Here is a 25,853-nt window from a genome sequence, read left to right on the forward strand (position 1 = left end):
CGTTTGTCCGCGATATGTCCGTTTGTTTCACAGCGCGCATCAACGAGGCCCGCACGCAATATTGCGAAGTCGCAAAAACCCTGCCCTGCCCCTGCCGTCACGGTGACGTGAAGGCGGAGGCAGCGCAGGGTAAGGAAGCCCACGTCCCGTTGGGCGGTGCCTGCAATCCCCTGTCTGGCGGAGAGGATTGCAGGCTGTTCGATCCTAGAACTTGACGTTCGTGCTGACGAAGAATGCACGGCCGTACGGGTCGTAGGTCGAAGGATAGGTGTTCGCCTGTTCCTGGTTGTCGCCCATGATCGGGGGCTTCTTGTTGAACAGGTTGTTCACGCCGACCGACCAGGTGAAGCCCGGCTTCACCTCGAACGCCGTGGTCAGGTCGAAATAGTTGTACGCCTTAATCTTCTCGACGGCATATACCGTACCATTGTCATCGTCCTTCACCGGCGACAGGTAGCGATAGAGCAGCGAAACCGTCACCGGACCGGTCGAATAGGTCGTGCGGGCCGACAGGCGCCACTTGGCGTACGGATTGCCGCACGTCGTGCCGAACTTGCCCGCACAGTTGATCGTCAGGTCGGGGATCGATGCGAGCGGGTTGTAGTTGAACGCGATCAGCCGCGTCCCGCTGACCCGGAAGTCGAGCTTGCTGGTTTCGCTGCCGAATGCACCGAAGTTCAGCGGCAGGCCGTACCGCGCCTCGAAATCGACGCCACGTGTGGTCACACCCCCGGTGTTCGCCAGCGTGTTGACGGCATCGGTGATCGCATAGCTGTTGCCGTCGCGCGGCAGCGACGAGCAATAGCTGGCATTGTACGGCGTGTAGTTGTTGTCCGCGTCGCCATAGCAGGCGCGGATCAGGTTGGTGGTGCCGACCGTCGAGATGTAGTTCGCGATCTTGATCTTGTAATAGTCGGCCGTGAACGAGAAGCCGGGCAGAAAGCGGGGCTGGAGGACGATGCCGGCGGTGTACGTATCCGACGTTTCCTCGCGCAGCGCCGGGTTGCCGCCGTTGATCGTCTGGATCTGCGTGCTGCCGCCGTCATAGGCGGTGCCGATCAGCGAGGCGGGAACGCCCGTCGAAAGGCAGCTTGCGTTGAGGTTGGTGTTGGTCACGGCAACCGCGGTGGTGCAGGGATCCGTCGCCGCCGGGAAATCCTGCGACGAACCGCTGTAAAGATCGTTCACGGTCGGTGCGCGGACGGCCCGCGAATATTGGCCACGCAGCGAGATGTCGTCGATCAGCGACCAGACGACGCCACCCGAATAGGTGTTCACCGATTTCGCCGCGGTCGAATAATAGGAATAGCGATACGCGCCATTCACTTCGAGCTTCTTTATCAGCGGGATATCGGCGAGCAACGGGACGGCGACTTCGGTATAGGCTTCCTTCACGTCGTAACCGCCGCTGAGCCCTTCGCCCGCGTTGAAGCCGACCACGTCGCCCGACGACAGCGCGAAATCGGGGCTATAGGCGCCATGTTCGCGGCGATACTCGGTACCGAAGACGATGCCGACCGGCCCCGCGCCCAGATCGAACAGGTTGCGGTTCGAGATCGACGCACTGGCGACCTGCTCGCTGATCGTGCTGGAATTCTGCGTCGGGATCGTGATGAAGTCCGCTGCAGCCGAGCTGATGTTGCCCGCACCGAAGATGTTCAGCGGAACGCAGCCGTTGCTGGTATCCGAACACACCAGGTTACCGCTGGCATCGGTGGTGGTGCGAAGCGCCTGCAACACGCGGCTACGCGACACGTTGCCGTTCTGCGTCTCGGTCGAGCGGGTGCGCGAATAGCTGTAATACGCGTCGTAGTTCCAGCCGCCGCCGATATCGCCATTGGCACCGAGCACCGCGCGGTATGCCGTGTTGTCGTTGTTCGAAACACGCGCACCGACCTCGGTCAGGCGGCGATAGATCGTCGAGGTGACATAGCCGTCGCCATCGGTGTCACGACCGCGCAGCAACGCCTGCGAACTGGGCGACAGGAACGACGAATTGACGTCGAGTTCGACCGAGCCGGTGAACGGCGTCGGCGCGAGCTGGTTCTTGACGCGGTTGTTGATCAGCTGACCTTCGGCGTAGACGTTGAACGCCTTGCTGACCTCGTAATGCGTCTGCGCGCTCATCAGGAACCGCTCCTGCGGGACCTGCAGATAGTTCGAGGGCGCATAATTATACGCGTCGGTTGCCGAGTTGTACGCCGAGTAGCTGCCGTCGGTCTCGAACTTGCGATTGACGCCTCCGAGCGCGAAACGGGTGCCCTCGATCGAGCCCGAGCCGCCTGAGATCAGGCCGCCCGCGCCGTCGTCGACCAGAGCCTGGCGCGAATAATCGCGCGCCGACTGGAGGATGCCGTTGCGCTTGGTGTAATCGAAATAGATCGTCGCGTTGCCGCGGCCGTCTTCGAAATTGCCACCGAGCAACAGGTTGCCGTTGAAGTTGCCGCCGTCGCCAGCCTCGTTGATGCGGTAGTTCGCGTTCGCCTGAACGCCGCTGAAGTCCTTCTTCATCACGAAGTTGACGACGCCCGCGATCGCATCCGAGCCATACACCGCCGAACGGCCGCCGGTGACGATGTCGACGCGCTCGATCAGCGCCGAGGGTATGGTATTGAGATCGACGACCTGGTTCGAGTCATAGGCGACGTAGCGACGGTTGTTGACGAGGACGAGCGTGCGCGTCGAGCCGAGACCGCGAAGGTCCGCCGTCGCGACGCCGCCGCCCGGGTTGTTCGAGGCGCCGGTCGTGCTGGGGATCAACTGCGGAAGGTCCTTCAGGACGCTCTCGACGTTGATCTGACCCGACAGCGCGATTTCCTTGGCGCTGACTACCGAGATCGGCGACGCCTGACGCAGGCTTTCACCGCCAAGGCGCGAGCCGGTCACGACGATCGTGTCGCCATCCTCGGGCGTCGCCTGATCGGTTGCCGCATCAAGCGATGCGGCCGGCGATGTCTGCTCCGTGGCCTGCGCCCAGACCGGGGTAGCGATCCCAAGCAGTAGCGTAGACGCCAGAAGGCGCTTGCGAAAATCCAGACGCATGTCGATACTCCCTGAACCGCAATCCCATGTATTGCGGCATTTTTGTGCGATTACGGATTGGTTCCGTTGCCGACATCTGAAGCGCGTCTGAATGTTCGACAATCGCTAAAGTGTCTCCGAACCGTCATCGTCGTGATGTGTTGTACGGTCGGCACGGTTTGTGACCGCCCGTTGCCAATCTATACATTTGGTGACTGGTTCATGTCATGGGATTCACATTGCGAACACGCACGAAACATATACCGGGGGTGCACGTCGGCTGTCGGCTATCGCGATCGGCGGTATTGAACGAACCGCGCGTCGGGGCTAGCGGCACGGCATCATGTCGATCGCCACCAACGCCCCCAAGTCCTTGAACTGGCAACAGCCTTTGCCCGGGCTGCGGGTCGTCAAACGTGGCGACGTGCCGATCACGCGCGTCCAAATCTATGGTCAGCGGTGCAGCGGGACCAACCTCGTGACGCGCGCGATCGAGGCGAACATGCCCGGCGTCGCGATCACCGAGGCGTTCGGGTTCAAGCATTGGTTCGTACCGCCGCAGACGCTGTTCGTGAAGGATACGCTGGTGCTGGTGGTGGCGCGCGATGCATATGACTGGGCGCGCAGCCTGCACCGCCAGCCGTGGCACGCGCATCCGGAACTGAAGGCCAAGCCGTTCGACGCGTTCATCCGCAGCGACTGGCACAGCTATTGGGACGATCATTTCGGGCATATCGAGCCCGGCCACCCGATGCACGGCGACGAGATGCTGCACGAGCGCAATCCAGAGACCGGCGAACGTTTCGCCAATTGCATCGCCAAGCGGACCGCCAAGCTGCGCCACTGGTCGTCGCTGACGAACCGTACGCACAACGTCGCATTGCTGGGCTATGACGCGTTCGCGCGCGATCCGGCCGCGTTCGTGACGGCGCTGGCGGCGGTGGCGGAAATCGAGCGGCGCGAGCCGTTCGTGCCGATCACCAGCTACAAGGGGCAAGGCCATGCGCCCTACGTGCCGACCGCGTATCCCGATCTGGCGGCGGAGGATGCGGCGCATATCGCCGCTTGGCTCGATCCCGAGGTCGAGGCGGCATTCGGGTTGAGCGCCGACTATGCTGATCGACATCAATCGCCTTCGCGCGCGGCTCCGGTACAGCAATCGGCATGAGCCAACCGATCACGTTCTTCATCCATCACCAGGGTCGCGGGCATGCCAACCGCGCGATGGCGATCATCCGCGAACTTCCGCCCGAGCGCGCGGTGACGATCCTGACCGCCAAGCCGTCGCTGTTCGACGGCTTCGAGCGGCCGATCACGATCGCCGCGCTGCCCGACATGATCGGCGCGCCGGTGCCGACCCCGGGGCTGTTCGCACAGGCGACCCCCGAGGTGATGCATTGCGTTCCGCTCGGGGTGTCGAAGACGCGGGCGACGATGCGGACGATCATTGACCATCTCGACGACGTCGATCCGGCGCTGTTCGTGGTCGACGTGTCCGCGGAGATCGCCTTGCTCGCGCGGATCGCCAGCGTCCCCGCGATCAGCATCCGGATGCACGGCGACCGGCTCGATCCGGGGCATCTTGGCGCGTATCAGGCGAGCGTCGGCCTGCTCGCGCCCTTCGGCGAAGCGCTCGAGCAGGGCGACACGCCGGACTGGGTCCGCGCGAAGACGTGTTACGCGGGGGGCCTCTGCACAACCGTCGACCCCGTCCCGACCAAGGCCGAAGCGCGCGCCAAACTCGGCCTTCATCCGGACCAGGAGATCGTCGTCGTACTGACGGGTGGCGGCGGGGCGGGCACCCCGTATGCGCCGCTGACGATGGCCGCGCGGGCAGTGCCGGACGCGCTATGGCTGGTGCTGGGGCCGGTCCACCGCGAGGGACACGAGACCGATTTCGGCAATCTGGTCGAGCTGGGCTGGGTACCGGGGGTGACCGACCACATCGCCGCGGCGGACGTGGTGATCGCCTCGGCCGGCGATAACACGGTGCATGAGATCGCGCGGGTCGGGCGGCCGTATGTCTGCGCGCCCGAGTGGCGGTATTTCGGCGAGCAGACGCGCAAAGCGGAACGGCTGGCCGAGCTTGGGGCGGCGGTTGCGCTGCCGGCGTGGCCCGGGGCGCTGGCGCCGTGGCGGGGGATTTTGGACGCGGCGAAGGCGCTCGATCCCGAGGCGCTGGCCGGGTTGTATGACGACGACGCGGCGAAGGTCGCGGCGGCGTATCTGGAAGAGCTGGCGGTTTCTCTCTGGGCGGCGGGATAAGCGCGCTCCGGGTAGACGATCCTCCACCGGCAGGTGAGGTGCCGCCGAAGGTGACGGAAGGGGAGGACACGGAGCAGAGTTTGTCGCTAACCGCCCCCTTCGTCTGGCAAGCAGCGAAGCAACGCACACCTCGCCTCAGCTGAACAGCGTCTCCGGCGGCATCCTCGAAGCAGCGACCTCCCCCGCGGTAGGCCCTCGCAACACGGTAATCGTATCCGCATCCCAGGCGATCAGCCCACGCTCGGCAAACTGCCCCAGCCAATAGTCCATGCACCACCGCCCCCAGGTCGCACGAAACAGCCGGGCGTTGCGGACGATCGCGTCGAAATGCTGGTATGCGGGGGTGTGGACGACGTGATGCTGGTGATAGGCGCGGGCGCCACCGATCCACCACATCTGTATGCCGGCACGCTCCAGCCGCGCGGCGAAGTCGGTTTCCTCGCCGCCATAGCCGACATAACGCTCGTCCATGCCCCCTGCCCGCGCCCAGTCCGCAGCGGAGAGCGCGAACGACAGGCCCCAGAGTTCGCCGTGGCTTGGCGTCGGCCGGACTTCGTCGATCGCAATCGGCGGCTTGGCGGGGTGGCGCACGCCGATCCGGTCGAGTGCATCGATGTCGATTGCGCCATCGATCGCCCCCGCCGGGAGGTACAGCACCTCGCCGAGCCGAATGCCGCCCGGCCAGCCTGCCGTCTCGGCGTAGCGCGCGACCAAGGTCGGCGACGGCACGCAATCGACGTCGAGGAAGATCAACTGCTCGCCGATCGCCGTCGCCGCGGCACGGTTGCGGGCAGCGGCCAATGGCATCTCGTCGCCCTCGACGAACACCGTACGCACGGGAAAATCGGTCGCCGGCAGATCGGCGTGCGGCGTGTCCTGCATATACGCGATCACCAGTTCGTCGGGCTTGCGCGTCGATGCGTTAAGCCCGGCGATCAGGTTGACGATATGCGCGCGGCGGCCGCGGACCAGCGTCAGGACGCTGACGCTCACGACGCCTGCTTGATCCGTTCGCCGTGTGCGGCCGCGGCGCGGAAATACGCCACGCCTTCGATCACGCCACGGGCATGGTGGCCGACCGCGACATAGCCGTGCGCAAGGTCCGCGCGCGTGCCGAGGCCGTCGGAATAATTCGCGACGATGATCGCGTGACTGGACGAACGCAGCATCTCGATATCGTTGCCGCTATCGCCCGCCACGATCACCTGGCGCGGTTCGAGACCGAGGCGGCGGCGGACATGCTCGACCGCAGTGCCCTTCGACGCGGCGTGCGGCAGGACGTCGAGATAGCGGCCATGACTCTGGATGATCGAGCAGCTATGGCCATGCTCCGCCAGCAGCGCGCGGACGCGCTCGGCCGCCGCCATGTCGCCGTCCGCGAAATAGCTGAGCTTGAACCGACGCTGCTCGAGCGGGCTTTGCGGGGTCAGCCCCGCATATTGCCCGATCAACGCGGCGACTGCCTCGCGGTCCCAGCCCGCGGCGATGATCCCATCCCATTCGGTGTCGCGATCGTACACCGCGCCGCGCACCGTCCGGTAATAGATCTCCGAGCCGACCGACGTGATCAGGATCTCGGGGCGTGGCGCGTCGTGCTGGCCGAGCACCGCCATCGCACTGTGGAAGCTGCGCCCGGTGGCAATCGCGAAGGCGACGTCGGTCTGCGCCTCGTGCCAGGCCGCGAAGTCGCCGACACCCTGCGCGCAGCCGATCAGCGTACCGTCGATGTCGGACACCAACAGCAACGCCGTGTCACGCTCGGCGACCGGTGGTGCGGAGGCACCGATGACCTCTTCGAGCAGCCCGACATAAAGCTGCACGTGACGGTCCCAGTCGTACGCCCGGATCGCGACCGACCCCGCCGCCGAATAGCGCGACCAAAGCGCGGGATCGTCAAGGATCTTCAGGATCGCATCGGTGATCGCGGTCGACGAGCGCGGGTCGACGAGGATGCCGTTGCCGCATGTCTCGACGATGTCGTTCGGACCGCCGCTGTCGGTCGCGACCACCGGCAGGCCGCTCGCCGCGGCTTCGAGTAGGGTGAGCCCGAACGGTTCGTTGAGCGCCGGGTTGACGAAGATACCACGTCGAGTGCGAGCGTAGGCATAAACAGCGGCGATATCGTCGGGGCGATGCTGCTTGGGATAGGCGACCTTGCCGTACAGGTCGTAGCGGTCGATCAATTGCAGCAGTTCGGCGATGTTGTCGCGAATCTCCGGCTCCAGCGTCGCACTATCGTCGCGCGTACCCGCCAGGATCACAAGATTCGCCGCGGCCTGTAACGCGGGCGAGCTGCCATAGGCGTGGACGAGCGCGGCGAGGTTCTTCTTGGTCACAGGCCGCGCGATGGCGAGGATCACCGGCTTGGAAGTATCATCGAGGAACCGGTCGATCAACGCATCGACGCGCGTGTCCGTGTGGCAGTTCGCGAACTGCTTTAGGTCGCTGCCGGGGGAAAACACGCGGATCCTGCCGGGATCGTAGTTCGCATAATCGGCGTACTGGACCTCGGCCTCGTCACGCGAAGACGCGATGATCGCGGCAGCGCCGGCGATCGCCTCTTCCTCGATCGCGATGCGGCGATCGAGCCCGGCGGTCTCCGCACAGTCGCGGTCGAACGCGGCCAGCTTTACGCGGCCCAACGAGTGCGCGGTGAAGACATACGGTATGCCGGTACGTGCCGAGACACGCGCCGCGATCAGCCCGGCATCGGCATAATGTGCGTGCATGACATCGGGCGCCTGGTCGAGCGTGCCGATGTGCGCGACCAACGCCTCGACCAGGCTGTCATGCTCGGTCCACAGGTCTTCCTTGACCAGATACGCATCGGACGCGGTGGGCAGGCGGACAATTCGCGTGGTGCCGTCGATCGTCTCGACGGGCTCGGCATAGCATTCGGCATAGACGGCGTGGCGGAAGGCGCGGGTGACGATTTCCATCCGGTCGATCGCCGGATTGCGACCGCTGGCGGCGACCAGATCGAGCAGATAGCGGATATGGCCACCGGTATCGGCGGTGATTCCGTATTCAACGTCGGTTGCGCGTAAACATCCCTGCAACGCGATATGAAGTACGAACACCCTTCCCCCGTTCATCTGCGATTCACCCAAGGAACCCCCCGCGGGGTTGCCGAGTTCCGGGCAGATGACCCTCGAAACCCTTGTATTGACGCAGATTAGTACGTTCTATTCGGCGCACCGTTCGTTTTGCGACAGTGCATCGTGAGGATCGCTTTACTCACCTGGGCCTATCCCCCTGAAAAAAGCGGACTTACGCGCGCAGCTCGGGAGATTGCGCAATCGCTGGCGGATGCTGGCAACGACGTATGCGTATTCACGATGGATCGACGCGAAGACAGCCGCGACGGCCGGGTTTCGGTGATCGGCTGCGGCCTGCCTGAGGAGTCCTTCGCCGCCGGGCTGCGGAAGGTGGCGGGGATCGGACATCTCGTTGCACCGTTCGCGTTCCGTCAAGCGGTGGCGCGCGAGCATCGCCGCGCACCGTTCGATATTGTCGAGGCGACCAACTGGTACGCACCCGGTCTGGCGATCGCGCTGACCGGCCCAGCGCCGCTGGTGACGCGCAACTCGACCCCGGCGGCTACCTCGGCCGAGACCGTGACGAGCCTGCGCGACCGGTTCGATCGCCGCGCCGCCATGCTGGCGGAACGCATCGCCGCGCGCTTTAGCAAGGCGCTGATCTCGAACACGCAGCTTCACGGCGACAAGATCGCGGATTTGTACGGCGTCGCGGCGCCTAGCGAAGGCCCGCGGCACGCGGTGATTGGCCTGAGCCTGCCGCCCGAGATCGTCGCACGCGGCTCTGCGGCGACCTACCCGCTTGGCGAACCGATAGACCTGCTGTTCGTCGGCCGCGACGAGCATCGCAAGGGCTTCGACGCGTTGATCATGGCGCTGCGCATTCTGTCGCGCCGCGCGGATGCCGGGATGCGCGACTTCCGGCTGACGATCGTCGGCGTACGTGCGGAAGAGGTCGGCGCGATCCCGGCGTCGGCGCGCGCGCGGCTGACCTGCCACCACCGCGTCGACGAAGCGGCGCTGCATGACCTGATGGAGACTGCGCACGTGATCGTCGCGCCGTCGCGGTACGAGAGTTTCGGGCTGGTGTATCAGGAGGCGATGATGTTCGGCCGCCCCGTCGTCGCCTGCGCGGAAGACCCCAGCGCCCGGCTGTTCATTGGGGAGAGCGGTGCCGGATTGCTGGCGAAGACCTGCACCGGCGACGATCTGGCGACGCAGATCCAGCGGCTGATCGAGGATCCGGCATTGCGCGCGCATTACGCAGCCGCAAGCCGCCGGGCTGCCGGAATGTTCACGCGCGACACGCTCGCTGAGCAGACGGCCGCGGTCTACCGCACCGCCACGGGGTCGAAGGGGGCGAGCAGCAACGCCTCGTCCTCGGGCCTTCCGGCACCGGTCGACATGGCCTCGTAGATCCGCGTCCGCTCGCGCACCCGCTCGCCATCGAGCCGGTGGTCGAGCGTGCCGACCAGCGCCAGCGAACTCTCGACGAACGGTACGACCGGGCGCTCATGGACTCGGCCGGCAAAGCGCATGTCGCTGCGATTAAGGCGGTACTGGATGTCCGGGTAGGACGCAGACTGCACGCCGTCGACGAGGTTTCGGCGCGTAAGGCCAAGCGAGCGCAACCCGTCGCGGTCCGCCGCCGCGACCAGCCAGCCCAGCGCGTCGAGCAAGGCAGCATCGGGACGCTCGTCGGTGTCGATCTGTAATATCCAGCGGGTCCGCATCATGTCCTGGAGGCGGTTGCGTTGCGCGGCAAAATCGCCTGCCAGCGGGTGGTGGGCAACCTCGATCCACGGGATCTGCGCGGCAAGCCCGCCTGCTTCGTCCGCCGTGCCGTCGAGAAGCACGACGATCCGGGCAAATGCGTGGCGATAGGCGTTCGCGATCTCTACGATATCGGCCGCGTCGGCTGCGCGCGCCATGATGCCGAGCCCTATCTTGTGGGGCTCGGTTTTCGCCCGGGTAGAATGGGCTCGGGCGGGACTATAATCCGGCGGGAACCGTGCATCGCCTTCGACATGTGCGATGGGCGCGACCTCGAACCCGAAGCGCCATGCCGCGTTGCGCAAACCCGCCGGGTCGAGCGTCCACCGCTCGGCCGGGTCGAGCTTCAGATCGACGATGCCGCTTTCGAGCCGTGCGACGATGTCGCGTGACACTGCGCCAAGCTCGTTCAAGTCGCGCACGAGCAGCCGGCAATGGCTACACTCGGACCAGTCGTCGCGCGCGAGCCAGTCCCAGTTTCCGCAGATCGAGCATCGCAATCGCATGGGTCCGGCAACCCGCGGCGTGCGCGCGTGGTTCCCATGCCGCTCTCCGGCACTTGGCCTTTTCCGACTTACCGCCGTCATCCTGACGAAAGTCAGGACCCAGAGTAACGAGCGCCGTCCTGCACGGCTCTGGGTCCTGACTTTCGTCAGGATGACGGGAGTAGTTTCAATACCCCAGCGAATGCGCGAGTGTCAGCAGCAGCCAGTACAGCCCGCCCGACAACAGCATCGCCACCGGCAGCGTCATCACCCAGGCCAGCGCCATGTTCATGACCGTGCGCCGCTGCAGCCCGGCGCCATTGGCGACGCTCGCACCCGCAACGCCCGACGACAGGATATGCGTGGTCGACACCGGCATGCCGAAATTCACCGCCAGCAGGATCGTCGCCGCCGCAACCAGTTCGGCCGACGCGCCCATGCCGTAGGTCAGGTGCGTCTTGCCGATCCGCTCGCCCACGGTGACGACGATCCGCTTCCACCCAACCATCGTCCCGAGGCCCAGCGCGAGCGCGACGGTGATCTTCACCCAGGTCGGGATATAGCGCGTGCCCTGCTCCAGCTTGCCGCCATAGTCCTTCAGCGTGGTGATCTCCTGCGCGGTGAAGCGGCCCTGCGCGGCCTTGTCGGCGGCGATCAACTTGGTCGTATCGAGCACGAGATACATGTCGTTGCGCAGGTTCGGCGTCGCCGCCGCCGGCACCTTGCCGAGCGAGCCATAGCCCGCGATCCGGCTCGACACGTCGTCCGACAGCGTCGCCAGCGCGCCGTACACGACCGGGTCCGCGACACGCTTCGATTTCAGCGCCTGCGTCACCGTCGTGCGCGCCGCGCCGACCGTGGCGGGGGCGCCGTTGGCATGCGCGACATAGGCCGCCGACGCCGCCTGCGCCGCCTGGACGAAGGCGGGCGTCGCGCTCTCGGGCATCGTCCGGTTGAGCGCATAGGCGGTCGGCGCGCAGCCGATCAGGATGAGCATGATCAGACCCATCCCTTTCTGCCCGTCGTTGCTGCCATGCGCGAAGCTGACCGCGGTGCAGGTGCCGATCAGCAGCGCGCGAATGCCGCGCGGCGGCGGAGTCTGGCCCTCGGGTGCCTCGTACAGTTTCTTGTCGCGGAGGAACCGCTTCATCACGAGCAGCAGCAGCAGTGCGCCGACGAAGCCGACGACCGGGCTGAACGCGAGCGCGGAGAGGACTTTCCAGACCTGCGCCATGTCGACGCCCGACGTGCCGTCCGCCCCACCGCCGCTGATGAGTTGGTTGGCGAGGCCGACGCCCAGGATCGAGCCGATCAGCGCGTGGCTCGACGAATTGGGGAGCCCGACCGCCCAGGTCGCGAGATTCCACACGATCGCCGCCAGCAGCAGTGCGAAGATCATCGCGAACCCGCCGACGCTGCCGACGTTGAGGATCAGGTCGACCGGCAGCAATGTGACGATTGAATACGCCACCGCGCCCGACGACAGCATCACGCCGAGGAAGTTGAAGAACCCCGACCACACGACCGCGAGCGGCGCGGGCATCGAATGCGTGTAGATGACGGTGGCGACCGCGTTGGCGGTATCGTGGAAGCCGTTCACGAACTCGAACCCGAGTGCGATCAGCAGCGCGAGCGCGAGGAACGCGAATGCCCCGCCCGCCAGGCTTTCGCCGACCTGCGCGGTGTCGAAGGCGATGCTGAACCCGGCATAGGCGAGCCCACCGATCAACACGGCGAGGAACAGCCAGCGCCCCGCGGGATGCAGCGAATGATCGAGCTTGGGACCAGTGTGCGGCACCGACGCCGCAGCGCTCGAATCAGCCGTTAGCGCGTCGGGTGCAAATGTGGAGGTTGCCATGGGAATGTGCAGTCGGCCCTTACGATGACAATCTTATGACAGACGCAGATCAGGCGATGGCTCGGCCTGACTTGGAAGGCGCCTTACCGATCCTCCCCGCCAGGGGGAGTTGGCATCGAAGGTGACGGAGGGGGAGGACACGCAAGGGACGTGTCACTTACCTCCCCCTCCGTCTGGCATGCGCCAGCCACCTCCCCCTGGCGGGGGAGGACCAATGATAACCGACGTTGTTCCCCGATCAGCGCGCTAGTTCAGCGAGCCGCACCGATACTGGCGAGTTGCGTCCCGCTCCGCCCGAGCAACGCGGCCAGCTTCACGCTCGCATCCGCGGTCATCTCCTGACGGCACTGCCGCGAATCGGCGAGCGCGTCGAGGCCACCGGTACGCGGCTGGCAGGCGCTGGCGATCGCCGAGCGCAACCGGCGCTGGAACGCGGTCCGCCCCGCGTCGCTGGTCAGGTCGAGCCCGGCGCGCGACACGCGCACCGACACCGGCTCACGCGCGGGACTGGCCGATGCGCCCGCCGAGAACAGGCACGCGCCGATGATCGCCGCCGAAGCGACGCTGATGAAAAGCTTCATGATGATGTTCCTCGATTGGTCCTGCGGTCCGCGGGCCTCGGCCTGCGGGCGACGGCGCCAGTGCGTCGGGACGCCTTTCTGGATGCGGCATCTCCGACGACGAACCTCGTCGCTGCGCACTCCCTAGACGCGCTTCATGACGCCCGCGCGACGCTTTCGCGACGGTTTGGTGCTGCCACCACCATTCGCCGCACATAGTCGCAAGCGCCGCGCGAACGGCCCGATGTCACATTCCCGGATATCGCTCGAACGCAGGCAATGCGGCCACGTCCGCCATCCACGACAGGCGATCGGCCACCTGGATATGCGCACCCGGCGTCACCGCTTCGGGATCGTCGAGCGTGCACGACTGCACATCGATGATCCCCGGCAAAAATTCGGCATTGGCATAAAACAGCCCCGTCCCGCATCGCCCGCAGAACTGCCGCCGGCCAGATGCGGACGATTCGTACGTCACCGGATCGCCCGAGATCGTCACCTGCTCCGTCTTGAACGCGATCCAGCCGACCATCGGCGCCCCCGAACTCCGACGACAATCGCCGCAATGACACAGCGCATGATGCTCGGGCTCGCCCTGAGTTTCGTAGTGGATCGCGCCGCAATGGCACCGACCCGTCATTTTCGTCGTCATGGCCAGTCCCCTAGTCCTTGTCTGCTCGGCACGGCCCTGCCGACGGCAACCCTCATCTTACAGAAACGGCTTAAGGACGAACGTCCGGTCCGACGCGATGCCACCCCGTTCGACCGACAGCGTCACTGGCGTACCCGGCGCGCCGCTGATCTTGCGGATCACCGCGGGGAACGGTTCGCCGACGATCCGGTCGCCGATCTTGACGCCGGCAGCAGCAGCCGGGCTGCCCGTGCCGACCGCGGCAACGGTCATGCTTTCGCCTTTCCGGTCGATCCACAGCCCCGACATCCCATAGCGCTCTTCCGAAGCGTCGGCGGTGGTGTGCCGTTTGACCCACAGCGCCCGCGCCCGCACGTCCGTCGACAGGTTGAACTGACGCAATATCTGCAGCCCGATAATGCCGTTGATCCGTGGCCGCATGTCTCCATCGCCACGGAGCATCACCAACGGGCGATCGAACTGCGCCCCGCCGAACGTGAAGCCCGCGGCACGCACGATCCTGGCTATCCCGGCCTGCCCGCCGATCCCGCGCGGCCGCACCGGCGCGTAAGGCTGCGTGTCGTTCCACAACCCGAGCGCGCGCGCGGTCGGCTGGTCCAGCGACAATCCGCCCGGCGCCCCCGTATCGAGCAGGAACCGCAGCCCCCTGCCCCCGACCGTAGCGCTCCCGTACAGATGCCGCGATCCGGCACCCGGTCCGCTACCCGACGCGACGTCGCTGATCGCGGATTCGATCCGGTAATAGCCGGTGCGCGGCGGGTGCCCGTCGGGATAGGTTCGCCACTCGCCGGCCTCGATGTCGAGGTCGCTGTCCATCGTGGTCAATATCCCGGCGGCGAGCATTCCTTTCACGTCGCTGCCGAAACCGAAACCGTCCACGCCGGCGAAAGCGACCGCGTTCTGCCGAACGCCCCCGCCGAACACGATGTCACGAGCTAGGTAGACGGGCACGGTCGTCCGTCCGCCCACGCCCGAAGCTCGGGTCATGCCCGTCGGGGTCAGCTTGAGGGATTTTGCCAGCTCGTTGTCGATCAGGCTGAGAAAGCCACCTGTGTCGATGGCGAACAGATACGGTCCCGCATCGCCGATCATCACCGCCATCACGACGCGGCTGCCGACAAGTTCGATTTTGCTGACCAGCACGCGCCCGGGCTCGGCCGCGATCGCGCGCGCCACGCCAAGCGTGTCGATCGCAATGCTCCCGCCGGCCACCGCCAGCATCCGAATCACGTCACGTCGATCCATCCGGCAACTCCCTGGCACGCGCCGCCACCCTACCGCATGCCCTCGCGCCGACAAGACCAAGTGCTTGCCCGATCGGCCGCCGTTCCCTACCTGTTCACCGGTGAACCAGATCGCCCAAACGTCCGCGCCGCAAGCCGAGCCTCCCTATCTCCGCGGTCTCAACCCGCCGCAGCGCGAGGCCGTGCTGACCACCGACGGCCCGGTCCTGATCATCGCCGGCGCCGGCACCGGCAAGACCGCGGCGCTGACCGCCCGCCTCGCGCACCTGATCTTCACCAGGAAGGCGTGGCCTTCGGAGATCCTGAGCGTCACGTTCACCAACAAGGCCGCACGCGAGATGCGCGAGCGGGTGGGTCGGCTGGTCGGCGACGCGGTCGAGGGGATGCCGTGGCTCGGTACGTTCCACGCGATCGCCGCCAAGATGCTGCGGCGTCATGCCGAGCTGGTCGGGCTGCAATCCAATTTCACGATCCTCGATACCGACGACCAGTTGCGGTTGTTGAAGCAGCTGATCCTCGCCGCAGACATCGACGAAAAGCGCTTCCCGACGCGGAGCCTCGCAGGGCTGATCGACCAGTGGAAGAACAAGGGCCTCGTCCCCGCCGATATCGATGCCGGCGAGTCCGAGCGTTACGCCAATGGCCGCGGCGGTGAGCTGTACCAGCAATATCAGGCGCGCCTGATCGCGCTCAACGCGTGCGATTTCGGCGACCTGCTACTCCATATGCTCGTCATCCTGAAGACGCACCGCGACGTGCTGGCGCAGTATCAGCAGCGCTTCAAATACATCATGGTCGACGAGTATCAGGACACCAATTCGTCGCAATATCTCTGGCTGCGACTGCTCGCGCAGGAGCGCAAGAACATCGCCTGCGTCGGCGACGACGACCAGTCGATCTATTCGTGGCGCGGCGCGCAGGTCGAGAACATCCTGAAGTTCGAACGCGACTTTCCGGGCGCGAAGGTCATCCGCCTCGAACAGAATTACCGGAGTACGCCGCATATCCTCGGCGCCGCGTCGGGCGTGATCGCCAACAACGGCGGACGGCTGGGGAAACAGCTGTGGACCGAGCGCGACGTTGGCGAGAAGGTCAAGGTCATCGGCGTCTGGGATGGCCCCGAGGAAGCGCGCCGCGTCGGCGAGGAGATCGACATCGTCCGCCGCACGGGCAAATCCTTGGACGAAGTCGCGATCCTGGTCCGCGCGCAGCACCAGACGCGCGAGTTCGAGGACCGCTTCATCGCGATCGGCATGCCGTACAAGATCGTCGGCGGCTTCCGCTTCTACGAACGCGCCGAGATCCGCGACGCGCTGGCGTATCTGCGCGTGGTCAACCAGCCGGCGGACGACCTCGCCTTCGAACGCATCGTCAACGTCCCCAAGCGCGGCCTCGGCGACAAGGCAGTCGCCCGCATCCATCAGCTCGCCCGCGCCACCGGGACCCCGCTGACCACCGCCGCCGCGCGTATCCTCGACACCGACGAACTGACGGGTGCTGCGAAGAAGTCGCTCGGACGCTTGGTCGGCGACATCGCCCGCTGGCGCGACATGGCGACCAGCCTCCCGCACGCCGAACTCGCGCGGCAATTGCTCGACGAGAGTGGCTACACCGCGATGTACCAGGCCGAGAAGTCGGTCGAGGCGACCGGCCGCCTGGAGAACCTCAGCGAACTCGTCCGCGCGATGGAGGAATACGACTCGCTCGGCGCGTTCCTCGAACACGTGTCGCTGGTGATGGACAACGAGGGCGGCGCGCAGGATCCGCAGGTCACGATCATGACGATCCACGCGGCCAAGGGCCTCGAATACGACACGGTATTCCTGGTCGGCTGGGAAGAAGGCCTGTTCCCCTCGCAACGCTCGCTCGACGAAGGCGGGGTTAAGAGCCTCGAGGAGGAACGCCGCCTCGCTTATGTCGCGATCACGCGCGCGCGGCGTTTGGCGGTGATCATCCACGCCGCCAACCGCCGCATCTACGGCCAGTGGAATTCGTCGATCCCGTCGCGCTTCGTCGCCGAGCTCCCCGCCGAGCACATCGACACGGAAACGACGATGTCGGGCGGCGCGAGCCTCTGGCAAGCCAACTGGTCCGACAGCGCCGATCCCTTCGCCGACGTCGCGCGCGGCACCGGCCGCGGTCCTGGCTGGCAGCGCGCGTCGGGAAGCGCCGCCGGTACCGGCAGCACCTTCAACGCCAAACCCGCCCGCGTCGTCGAGAGCCGGTCCAGCGCGATCAGTCTCGGCAACAAGGGTCGCGACGACCTGTCGCTCGGCATGCGCGTGTTCCACCAGAAGTTCGGCTACGGCGCGATCGCCGAGATCGAAGGCAACAAGCTGGAGATCGACTTCGAGACGTCCGGTCGCAAGCGCGTGATGGACAGCTTCGTCACGATCAACCCGTAGACGTCCCTGCTCGCTCGACAAAAAAAGGCCCGCCATCGCTGGCGGGCCCCAGTCGGGGGGAGAGAAGGGAAACCCTTAGAACCTGATCGTCGTGCCGATCGCGAGGTTCCGGCCGAGCGAGTCGTAGCGCTGCGGGATCGTGTTGGTCCGCGCGAGCGCGACGTTGTACGAGTCCGGAACGATCGGCGGGGTCTTGTCGAACAGATTGTTCGCGATCAGGCGCAGCGAGAACTGCTTGGCGATCGCGAAGTTGAGCGCGAGATCGAAATAGCTCTGCGGCGAGACGTGGTAGTAGCTCGTCCGCTCGCGCTCGGGCGTGCCGCCGATCGCCGGATCACCCGAATTGTCCGCGTTGGTCAGCGAACCGACATAGCGCCAGTTGAACGACGCGCTGAAGCCCTTGTCGACCGTCGTATAGGTCGCACGCAGGCCATGCGACCATTTCGGGATCAGCTGGCCGCAACCATTGCCGTAATAGCCCGCGCAGTTGCGCTGCGGCTGAACCGGCGAATCCTGACCACCCGCGAACGTCGTCAGCGACCCGTTGAAGCTCCAGTCGACCTTCCCGATGCTGGCCAGATCCATCGTGTACTGCGCCTGGAAATCATAGCCGCGCGCGATCGACTTGTAGAAGTTGGTCGTGCCCTGGCGGATGAACCCGGTGGTCGGGTTGCTGGATGCCGGCGAATACAGCGTGCCGGTACCGGGATTGCGGACGATGCCCTGGCAGAAGAACGCGTCGCCGTTCGAACGCTGACAGCCATCGGTGTAATAGCTGTAGTCGTTATAGCCGAGCGAGTCGTCGATCTTGATCTTGTAGCGATCGACCGAGAAGACCAGCCCGCGCACGAACCGCGGCTTCACGATCAGGCCATAGGTCTGCGTGTAGGCGGTTTCCGGATCGGCGGTGAAGCCACCCGAGCGCACCGTGCACCCGGTCGCTCCGGTCGAAGCATCGCCCGGGCAGATCAGCGTCGGGCTCCCGTACAGCGCGTCGGACAGGCCGGTCGCACGGCAGACGTCACGCGAGGCGATCGGTGCGCCATAGCTGACGCCGCCGTTCGCGTTGGTGGTGACGGTCGGGGCGCAGAAATCGTTGATCGTGCCCGAACCGCCGCGGGCGAATTCGACGTTGGTCGCCTGGCGAATCTCGACCACGGTCGGTGCGCGCTGCGCCTTGTTGAACGACGCGCGGAACGTCAGGTCGCTGACCGGCGCGTAGATGCCCTCGATCTTCCAGGTGTTGAAGGTGCTCGGGTTGCTGCTGTACTTCGACACGCGGTAGCCGCCGTTCACCTGCAACAGGTCGACGAAGCGCTTATGCTCGACGAGCGGCGCCTGCACCTCGATATTGGCTTCCCAGACGTCCTGCTTCAGATAGGTATCGGTGCCGCCCAGCCCTGCGCGATACACGCTGTCGGCGGTCGATTTCAGCGTATCCTTGCGATATTCCGTGCCCAGCGCGATCGCGACGCCCTGTTCGGCGAATGGCGACGTGACGCCGTATTTGCCGAGATCGCCGGTCACGTTCGCCTGCACGTCGTACAGCGTGCCGGTCGTGGTCGAGGTGCCCTGGTCGTACAGATAGTCGATCAGTGCGGTGTTGGTGTTGCCCGCGCTGAACGCATCGAACGGAACGCAGGCGGCGTCGGTGGTGGTCGCGCAGGTCGGCGACGTACGCGTGCCGCCGACGGTGATCGAGTTCTGCAGGTTGGTCGCGTTGACGAAGCTCGGCGTGTAATCCTGATGGTTGCGTGCATAGACGCCGCCGAGGTCATAGGTCCACGCATCGCCGACCTTGCCACGGACGCCGCCGGTCAGGCGGACGCCGGTGTTCAGGTACGTGTCGGGTTGATCGTTGCCTTCGCCGAGACGATAGCGCAGGTCGATCGGCGCGGTGGCGGCGGTACCGGCAGCGGCGCCGCAGATGGCGGTCGCCTGCGATCCCGACAGGAACGGGTTGTTGCAGTTGACGTTCACGGTGCCGCCCGCGATCGCCGGATAGTTGTTGTACGACTTGTCGCGGAACCAGATGCCCGACGCATACAGCTCGGCGTCCGGCGCGATGTCCAGGCTGACGAAGCCGCCGGCGTTCACGCGCTCGGACGGACGCTGATAGGCATAGTTGCTGAAATAGTTCGACGCGTTGCCGGCACCCGGACCGAACGGCACGAATTCGCGCGTGCCATTGGGGTTGTTGACATACTGCGCGTTGGCGTTCGCGCCGGTCTGCGGCGTGATCAGGCCGCTCGTCGAGCTGCTCGGGGTCAGGCCGCACGACAGCGGCGCGTTCAGGCTCGTCTGCGTCAGATAGCAGCCCGAGTTCGAGCGCTCAGACAGCAACACCGGATCGGTGTGCTTGTAGTTGACGAAGCCGTTGATGCGCAGCGCGCCGTCGAACAGCTTCTTGCCGGCGGTCACCGTGATGTCCGCCCGGCCGCCGTCGTTGGTCAGGCCCCGCGGGCTGCTGAACCCGGCCGCGCGCGCCAGCGGCGACGCGACCGTGTCCTTGTTGTTGTGGTTGTAGAAATTATAGTTGCCGTCGATCTGAAGGCCTTCGAAGTCCTTCTTCAGGACGAAGTTGACGACGCCCGCGACCGCGTCCGAGCCATAGACCGACGAGGCGCCGCCGGTCAGCACGTCGACCCGCTCGAGCAGCGACGGCGGGATGATGCCGACGTCCTGGCCGTTCTGCGTGCCGAGGCGCTTGCCATCGATCAGCACCAAAGTGCGCTCGAACCCGAGGCTGCGCAGCTTGATACGCTGACGACCGTCGGAGTCGTTATAGGTCTGCTGGCTGTCAGGCGCGACCTGCGGAAGGCGATTCAGCACGTCCTCGACGTTCACCGCGGCCTGCGCGCGGATGTCCTGCGCGGTGACAGAGGTGATCGGCGCGGCCGACGTCGTGTTGGGCCGCTGGATGCGCGATCCGGTGACGACGATCGAATCGTTCGCCCCGCTGTCCGTCGGCCCGACCGCGGTCGTGGCGGTGGTCGCATCGGCCTGGACCTTGGCGTCGGCGGGGGTCGGCGCAGCAGCCTGGGCCGGCGTGACGGGATCGGGCGTCATCTCCTGCGCCGCACCGGGCAATGCCCACAGCATCAGCGAACCGGTTAGCGCTATCTTCGATACCGAATGACTGAAGTTCATACCCTACCCCTTGTCCCGGATTGCGCGACGTCGCTTGCCCGGCGTGTGGGCTAAATGCTTGATCATATAATTTATGCCGTCAATACCTATACCATACCTTTATGGAACATTTACGACGAGATGTTGCAAATGCGTGACGCCTCTGGCGGACCACGCCACATCGCGATACCGTCGGGATATCACGTGAAATGGGGGCCAATACCAATGACTTCACGCCGTTCACTGCTCGCAAGCCTCGGAACGATCGGGACTTTTTCTCTGGCTGCGCCCTTTTCGAGGACTGCCACCGCGGCCACCGGTGGCCGATCCGGGGCGGTCATCCTGTCGACCTGGGATTTCGGCGCCGCCGCCAATGCCGCGGCATTCGCACGACTCGCCGCGGGTGGATCGCTGATCGATGCGGTCGAGGCTGGCGCGATGGTACCGGAAGCGGACCCGACCAATCACAGCGTCGGCTATTCGGGCTATCCCGATCGCGACGGGCACGTGACGCTCGATGCCGTCATCATGGACGATGCGGGTGGCGTCGGCGCCGTCGCGGCCCTGGAGGACACGATGCACGCGATCTCGGTCGCGCGGCGGGTGATGGAGCGGACGCCGCACACGTTCCTGGTCGGCGAAGGCGCGACGCGGTTCGCGCGCGATCAGGGCTTCCCGCAACAGTCGCTGCTGACGCCGGAGTCGGAAAAGGCATGGAGGGAATGGCTCAAAACCGCCAAATATCAGCCCGAGGCGAACAGCGAAGTGCGCGGACTGACGCCGGCCCGAACGCCGGGCGGTGCGCTGGATCACGACACGATCGGGCTGCTCGCACGGACGGCCGACGGGCGGATGGCGGGAGCCTGCACGACGTCGGGCATGGCGTTCAAGATGCGCGGGCGGGTCGGCGATTCACCGCAGGTCGGCTCGGGCCTGTATGTCGAGGCCGGCGTCGGCGGCGCGACCTCGACCGGGCTCGGCGAAGAGGTCACCCGGGTCGCGGGGTCGGCGCGGGTGGTCGCCTCGATGCGCGGCGGTGCCACTGCGCAGCAGGCGTGCGAAGAGGTGGTCCGCCATATCGCCAAGCTGCGCGGCGACGCGATCCGCGGCGTCCAGGTCGGCTTCCTCGCGCTCGATCCCAAGGGCAATGTCGGCGCGTTCTGCCTGCTGCCCGGCTTTACCTATGCCGTGACCGATGCGGCGGGCCGGACGACGGTGCTGAAGGCGGCATCCTTGTTCAAGGCGTGACGCGATCGTAACGACGACGCCGACCAAACAATACCAATCCAACCCGAACAGGACCGGTCGAGCCTAGTCGCTCGGCTGGTCCCGGAGCGAGAAGATCCGCTCCATGGCCACCCATTTCGGGCCGGCCGGATCGATGGGCCGCTGGTAGCGGTCCATCTCCAATTCCCACTCGGCGACCTTGGACTGGACCGCAGGATCCGCTTCGCGGGGAAAATCATCCTCGACCTCCGCGATCATCACGAGCCGGTCGGCGACCTGCCAGATCTCCATGTCGCGATACCCCCGATCGCGAATGTCGCGAACGATCTCGGGCCAGACCGCGCCGACCGCGTGCCGCGCACGATAGGCGGCGATCAGGGCCGCGTCGTCGACGAGGTCGAGCGCACTTACGATCCGATATGCCATGTTCGCTTTATCCTCAGCCTCATCTGGAGCCTCATCTGGCCGCGTCGCGGGACCCGGCTACCGCCTCAACATATCGCGGCTCTTCACAAAAGCTACTTTGACTAATAAAACCGATCCAACGCATAACGACGCGCAGGAGATGGAATGAGACTGTCGGGCAAGACCGCGGTGGTGACCGCTGCGGCGCAGGGCATCGGCCGCGCCACCGCCGAACGCTTTCGCGACGAGGGCGCACGGGTGTTCGCGCTCGATCGCGACGGCGCCGCGCTGAAGGCGGTCGAAGGCGTCGAGCATATCGTCGTCGACCTGCTCGATCCCGCCGCCATCGCCGCGCTGCCCGCGACGACCGGCCCGATCGATATCCTCGCCAACATCGCCGGCTTCGTCGCGGCGGGCGACATCCTGCAAGGCAGCGATGCGGACTGGGACCTGTCGTTCAACCTGAACGTCCACGCGATGCACCGCATGACGCGTGCGTTCCTGCCCGGCATGCTCGACAAGGGCGCCGGCGCGATCGTCAACATGAGCAGCATCGCCTCGAGCGTGAAGGGCATCCCCAATCGCCACGCGTACGGCGCATCGAAGGCGGCCGTGGTCGGGCTGACCAAGGCGATCGCCGCCGATTTCGTCGGCCTTGGGATTCGCTGCAACTGCGTGTGCCCAGGCACGATCGAGACCCCGTCCCTGCGCGAACGCATCGTCTCGCAGGCAGGGACTCAAGGCATTTCGGTGAGCGAGGCCGACGCCGCGTTCGTCGCGCGCCAGCCGATGGGCCGGCTGGGCCGCGCCGAGGAGATCGCCGCGCTGTTCCTGTACCTTGCCAGCGACGAATCGAGCTTCACCACCGGCGCGGTCCACGTGATCGACGGCGGTTGGGTCAACTAAGGATCATCCGATGAAATTATTGCGTTACGGCCCGCGCGGCCAGGAAAAGCCCGGTATCCTCGATCAGGACGGCGCGATCCGCGCGCTGCCCGCAGACCTAGGCGACATCGCCGGCGACTTGCTGTCTCCTGAAGGCCTTGCGAAAATCGCCGCGCTCGACGTGACGACCTTGCCCAAGGTCGACGGTGCGCCGCGGATCGGGCCGTGCGTCACGCGCACCGGCAAGTTCATCTGCATCGGCCTGAACTATTCGGACCACGCCGCCGAGAGCAACATGGCCCTCCCCGCCGAGCCGGTCGTGTTCGGTAAGTGGACCAGCGCGATCCAGGGCCCGAACGACGATGTCGAGATCCCGCGCGGCTCGGAAAAGACCGACTGGGAGGTCGAACTCGGCGTCGTCATCGGTACGCCCGGCCGCAACATCGCCAAGGCCGACGCGCTGTCGCACGTCGCCGGCTATTGCGTCGTCCACGACGTATCCGAGCGAGCGTTCCAGCTAGAACGTGGCGGTACGTGGGACAAGGGCAAGGGCTGTGACACGTTCGGGCCGATCGGTCCCTGGCTCGTCACCGCGGACGAGGTCGGCGATCCCCAGAAGCTGGGCCTGTGGCTCGAAGTCGACGGCCATCGCTATCAGGACGGCACGACTGCCAACATGATCTTCGACGTCGCGACGATCGTTTCGTACCTCAGCGACTTCTGCACGCTGGAGGCGGGCGACATCATCTCGACGGGTACGCCCAAGGGCGTCGGCCTGGGCCAGAAGCCGCCGGTGTATCTGCGCGCAGGCCAGACCGTGCGGCTCGGTATCGAGGGCCTCGGCGAGCAGGCCCAGACGATGGTCGCCGCCGCATGACGCAAATCACCGGCCTCAGGACGGTCGACCTTCGCTTTCCGACCAGCGCAGGGCTCGACGGCTCCGATGCGATGAACCCCGATCCGGATTACTCGGCCGCCTATGTCGTGCTCGACACCGATACGGACGGGCTCGAAGGCCACGGCCTGACCTTCACGATCGGTCGCGGCAACGACATCTGCGTCGCGGCGATCGAGGCGATGCGGCATCTCGTTATCGGGCTCGACCTCGACTGGATCATCGAGAATCCGGGACGGATGTGGCGACATCTGACCGGCGACAGCCAGTTGCGCTGGATCGGCCCCGACAAGGGCGCGATCCACCTTGCGACCGGCGCGGTGGTCAATGCGATCTGGGACCTGTGGGCGAAGGCGGTCGGCAAGCCCGTCTGGCGTCTCGTCGCGGACATGAGCCCGGAGGAATTGGTCCGTACGATCGACTTCCGGTACCTGACCGACGCGATAACGCCGGAAGACGCTCTCACGCTGCTGACGAACCGCGCTGCGGGCAAGGCCGAGCGGATCGCCGATCTCGAGGCGACCGGCTTCCCCTGCTACACCACGTCGGCGGGGTGGCTCGGCTATCCCGACGACAAGCTGCGGCGGCTGGCCCAGGAAGCGGTCGATGCCGGGTTCGACTATATCAAGCTGAAGGTCGGTCGGGATCTGGAGGATGATATTCGTCGCCTGACGATCGCGCGCGAGGTGCTCGGTCCCGACCGGAAACTGATGATCGACGCTAACCAGGTGTGGGACGTTCCGCAGGCGATCGAGTGGGTCAACGCGCTCGCCTTCGCAAAGCCGTGGTTCATCGAGGAGCCGACCAGCCCCGACGATATCCTCGGCCACCAGGCGATCCGCGATGCGATCGGCGAGGTGAAGGTCGCGACCGGCGAGATGTGCCAGAACCGGATCATGTTCAAACAGTTCATGGCGGCGGGCGCGATCGACGTCGTGCAGATCGACAGCTGCCGTCTCGGCGGCGTCAACGAGGTGCTCGCGGTGCTGCTGCTCGCGGCCAGGTACGACCTGCCGGTGTGTCCGCATGCGGGCGGCGTGGGCCTGTGCGAATATGTCCAGCATCTGTCGATGATCGACTATCTCTGCTTCTCCGGGACCAAGGAGGGACGCGTGATCGAGTATGTCGACCATCTACACGAGCATTTCGTCGACCCCTGCGTGATCCGCGACGCTGCGTACATGCCGCCGACGCTGCCGGGGTATTCGATCGAGATGAAGCCGCAGTCGCTGGTCGACTATCGGTTCGCCGGATGAAGCTCGGGCTCGACGGCAAGGTCGTGATCGTCACGGGTGGCGGGGCCGGTATCGGCCTCGCCATCGCCCGCGGGCTGGCCGAGGAAGGCGCGATCCCGGTGATCGTATCGCGGAGCGCGCCCGAGGATTTCACGGCCGAGCACCTGTTCGTCGCGACCGAATTGTCCGACGACGATGCGTGCGCGGCGGCGGTCGAGGCGGCGGTCGCGCGCTATGGCCGGATCGACGGGCTGGTGAACAATGCCGGCGCCAACGACAATATCGGCCTCGACAAGACGCCCGCGCAGTTCCGGGCGTCGCTCGACCAGAACCTCGTCCATTATTTCGCGATGGCGCATCACGCGGTGCCGCATCTCCGCAAAAGCCGCGGCGCGATCGTCAACATCTCGTCGAAGACCGCGGTGACCGGGCAAGGCGATACCAGCGCCTATGCCGCCGCCAAGGGTGCGCAACTCGCGCTGACCCGCGAATGGGCGGTGGCGCTGCGTGGCGACGGCATCCGCGTCAACGCGGTGATCCCCGCCGAGGTGATGACGCCGCTCTACCAGCGCTGGATCGACAGCTTCGACAACCCGGCGGAAAAGCTCGACGGCATCGTCGCGCGCATTCCGCTCGGCCACCGCATGACCGAGGCGCGCGAGATCGCCGACACGGTGGTCTTCCTACTCTCCGACCGGGCGAGCCACACGACCGGGCAATGGCTCTACGTCGATGGCGGCTACACCCATCTCGACCGCGCGATAGACTGACGAACA

At 65.8% G+C, this 25,853-nt stretch carries 19 protein-coding genes; 9 read left to right on the forward strand and 10 right to left on the reverse strand.

What is annotated here, in order from left to right; all coding sequences use genetic code 11:
• Window positions 1–204: 204 nt before the first annotated feature.
• Window positions 205–3,042 (reverse strand): TonB-dependent receptor, encoded by a 2,838-nt coding sequence (locus H8S47_RS08580; RefSeq protein WP_187503470.1) that lies wholly within the window; start codon window positions 3,040–3,042, stop codon window positions 205–207.
• A gap of 322 nt (window positions 3,043–3,364) precedes the next feature.
• On the opposite strand from H8S47_RS08580, the gene H8S47_RS08585 reads away from it, so the two are divergent.
• On the forward strand, window positions 3,365–4,189 hold the full coding sequence (locus H8S47_RS08585; protein ID WP_187503471.1) for a hypothetical protein: 825 nt from the start codon (window positions 3,365–3,367) through the stop codon (window positions 4,187–4,189).
• Entirely contained in the window at window positions 4,186–5,286 is a 1,101-nt protein-coding gene (locus H8S47_RS08590) for a glycosyltransferase (RefSeq protein WP_187503472.1), read from the forward strand. The genes H8S47_RS08585 and H8S47_RS08590 overlap by 4 nt, the downstream gene beginning before the upstream one ends.
• 135 nt (window positions 5,287–5,421) lie before the next feature.
• On the opposite strand, the gene H8S47_RS08595 is transcribed toward H8S47_RS08590, so the two are convergent.
• Together H8S47_RS08595 and H8S47_RS08600 are read right to left on the reverse strand one after the other, a co-directional pair.
• Complete coding sequence (locus tag H8S47_RS08595) at window positions 5,422–6,279, reverse strand: glycosyltransferase family 2 protein (RefSeq protein ID WP_187503473.1); 858 nt, start codon at window positions 6,277–6,279, stop codon at window positions 5,422–5,424.
• A complete protein-coding gene (locus tag H8S47_RS08600; protein ID WP_187503474.1) occupies window positions 6,276–8,366 on the reverse strand; it encodes an HAD-IIB family hydrolase in 2,091 nt (696 codons plus the stop codon). The genes H8S47_RS08595 and H8S47_RS08600 overlap by 4 nt, the downstream gene beginning before the upstream one ends.
• A 141-nt stretch (window positions 8,367–8,507) precedes the next feature.
• On the opposite strand from H8S47_RS08600, the gene H8S47_RS08605 reads away from it, so the two are divergent.
• Window positions 8,508–9,740, forward strand: a complete 1,233-nt coding sequence (locus H8S47_RS08605; protein ID WP_187503475.1) for a glycosyltransferase family 4 protein — start codon at window positions 8,508–8,510, stop codon at window positions 9,738–9,740.
• Here the strand turns inward: H8S47_RS08605 and H8S47_RS08610 are convergent.
• The 5 genes from H8S47_RS08610 to H8S47_RS08630 all read right to left on the reverse strand — a co-directional run bounded on the left by H8S47_RS08610 (window position 9,656) and on the right by H8S47_RS08630 (window position 14,897).
• Entirely contained in the window at window positions 9,656–10,603 is a 948-nt protein-coding gene (locus tag H8S47_RS08610) for a glycosyltransferase family protein (RefSeq protein WP_187503476.1), read from the reverse strand. The two genes, H8S47_RS08605 and H8S47_RS08610, sit on opposite strands and share 85 nt — an antisense overlap.
• A 166-nt stretch (window positions 10,604–10,769) precedes the next feature.
• Entirely contained in the window at window positions 10,770–12,440 is a 1,671-nt protein-coding gene (locus H8S47_RS08615; RefSeq protein ID WP_187503477.1) for an inorganic phosphate transporter, read from the reverse strand.
• 251 nt (window positions 12,441–12,691) lie between these two features.
• The gene (locus tag H8S47_RS08620; protein WP_187503478.1) at window positions 12,692–13,021 is read right to left on the reverse strand and encodes a UrcA family protein; all 330 of its coding nucleotides are present in this window, start codon (window positions 13,019–13,021) and stop codon (window positions 12,692–12,694) included.
• Between the two features lie 226 nt (window positions 13,022–13,247).
• Window positions 13,248–13,652 (reverse strand): GFA family protein, encoded by a 405-nt coding sequence (locus H8S47_RS08625; protein WP_187503479.1) that lies wholly within the window; start codon window positions 13,650–13,652, stop codon window positions 13,248–13,250.
• Between the two features lie 57 nt (window positions 13,653–13,709).
• Complete coding sequence (locus H8S47_RS08630) at window positions 13,710–14,897, reverse strand: aspartyl protease family protein (RefSeq protein ID WP_187503480.1); 1,188 nt, start codon at window positions 14,895–14,897, stop codon at window positions 13,710–13,712.
• A gap of 109 nt (window positions 14,898–15,006) precedes the next feature.
• On the opposite strand from H8S47_RS08630, the gene H8S47_RS08635 reads away from it, so the two are divergent.
• The gene (locus tag H8S47_RS08635) at window positions 15,007–17,301 is read left to right on the forward strand and encodes an ATP-dependent helicase (RefSeq protein WP_187503511.1); all 2,295 of its coding nucleotides are present in this window, start codon (window positions 15,007–15,009) and stop codon (window positions 17,299–17,301) included.
• A gap of 75 nt (window positions 17,302–17,376) precedes the next feature.
• Here H8S47_RS08635 and H8S47_RS08640 read toward each other — a convergent pair whose 3' ends face one another.
• Complete coding sequence (locus H8S47_RS08640; RefSeq protein WP_187503481.1) at window positions 17,377–20,451, reverse strand: TonB-dependent receptor domain-containing protein; 3,075 nt, start codon at window positions 20,449–20,451, stop codon at window positions 17,377–17,379.
• Between the two features lie 204 nt (window positions 20,452–20,655).
• On the opposite strand from H8S47_RS08640, the gene H8S47_RS08645 reads away from it, so the two are divergent.
• Window positions 20,656–21,678, forward strand: a complete 1,023-nt coding sequence (locus tag H8S47_RS08645; protein WP_187503482.1) for a N(4)-(beta-N-acetylglucosaminyl)-L-asparaginase — start codon at window positions 20,656–20,658, stop codon at window positions 21,676–21,678.
• Between the two features lie 63 nt (window positions 21,679–21,741).
• Here H8S47_RS08645 and H8S47_RS08650 read toward each other — a convergent pair whose 3' ends face one another.
• Entirely contained in the window at window positions 21,742–22,083 is a 342-nt protein-coding gene (locus H8S47_RS08650; RefSeq protein ID WP_187503483.1) for an L-rhamnose mutarotase, read from the reverse strand.
• A 144-nt stretch (window positions 22,084–22,227) separates the two neighbouring features.
• Here H8S47_RS08650 and H8S47_RS08655 point away from each other — a divergent pair, with 144 nt between their 5' ends.
• Genes H8S47_RS08655 through H8S47_RS08670 form a run of 4 tightly spaced genes read left to right on the forward strand, consistent with a single transcriptional unit; the run spans window position 22,228 to window position 25,847 of the window.
• Window positions 22,228–22,968 carry an SDR family oxidoreductase gene (locus H8S47_RS08655; protein ID WP_187503484.1) on the forward strand — a complete coding sequence of 247 codons (741 nt, stop codon included), beginning with the start codon at window positions 22,228–22,230 and terminating at the stop codon, window positions 22,966–22,968.
• Window positions 22,969–22,978: 10 nt separating this feature from the next.
• The gene (locus H8S47_RS08660; protein ID WP_187503485.1) at window positions 22,979–23,824 is read left to right on the forward strand and encodes a fumarylacetoacetate hydrolase family protein; all 846 of its coding nucleotides are present in this window, start codon (window positions 22,979–22,981) and stop codon (window positions 23,822–23,824) included.
• Window positions 23,821–25,098 carry an L-fuconate dehydratase gene (locus tag H8S47_RS08665; protein WP_187503486.1) on the forward strand — a complete coding sequence of 426 codons (1,278 nt, stop codon included), beginning with the start codon at window positions 23,821–23,823 and terminating at the stop codon, window positions 25,096–25,098. The genes H8S47_RS08660 and H8S47_RS08665 overlap by 4 nt, the downstream gene beginning before the upstream one ends.
• On the forward strand, window positions 25,095–25,847 hold the full coding sequence (locus H8S47_RS08670) for an L-fucose dehydrogenase (RefSeq protein WP_187503487.1): 753 nt from the start codon (window positions 25,095–25,097) through the stop codon (window positions 25,845–25,847). Before H8S47_RS08665 ends, H8S47_RS08670 begins: the two co-directional genes overlap by 4 nt.
• The last annotated feature ends 6 nt before the right edge of the window (window positions 25,848–25,853 follow it).

Source organism: Sphingomonas albertensis (genome assembly GCF_014358075.1).
GTDB lineage: Bacteria > Pseudomonadota > Alphaproteobacteria > Sphingomonadales > Sphingomonadaceae > Sphingomonas > Sphingomonas albertensis.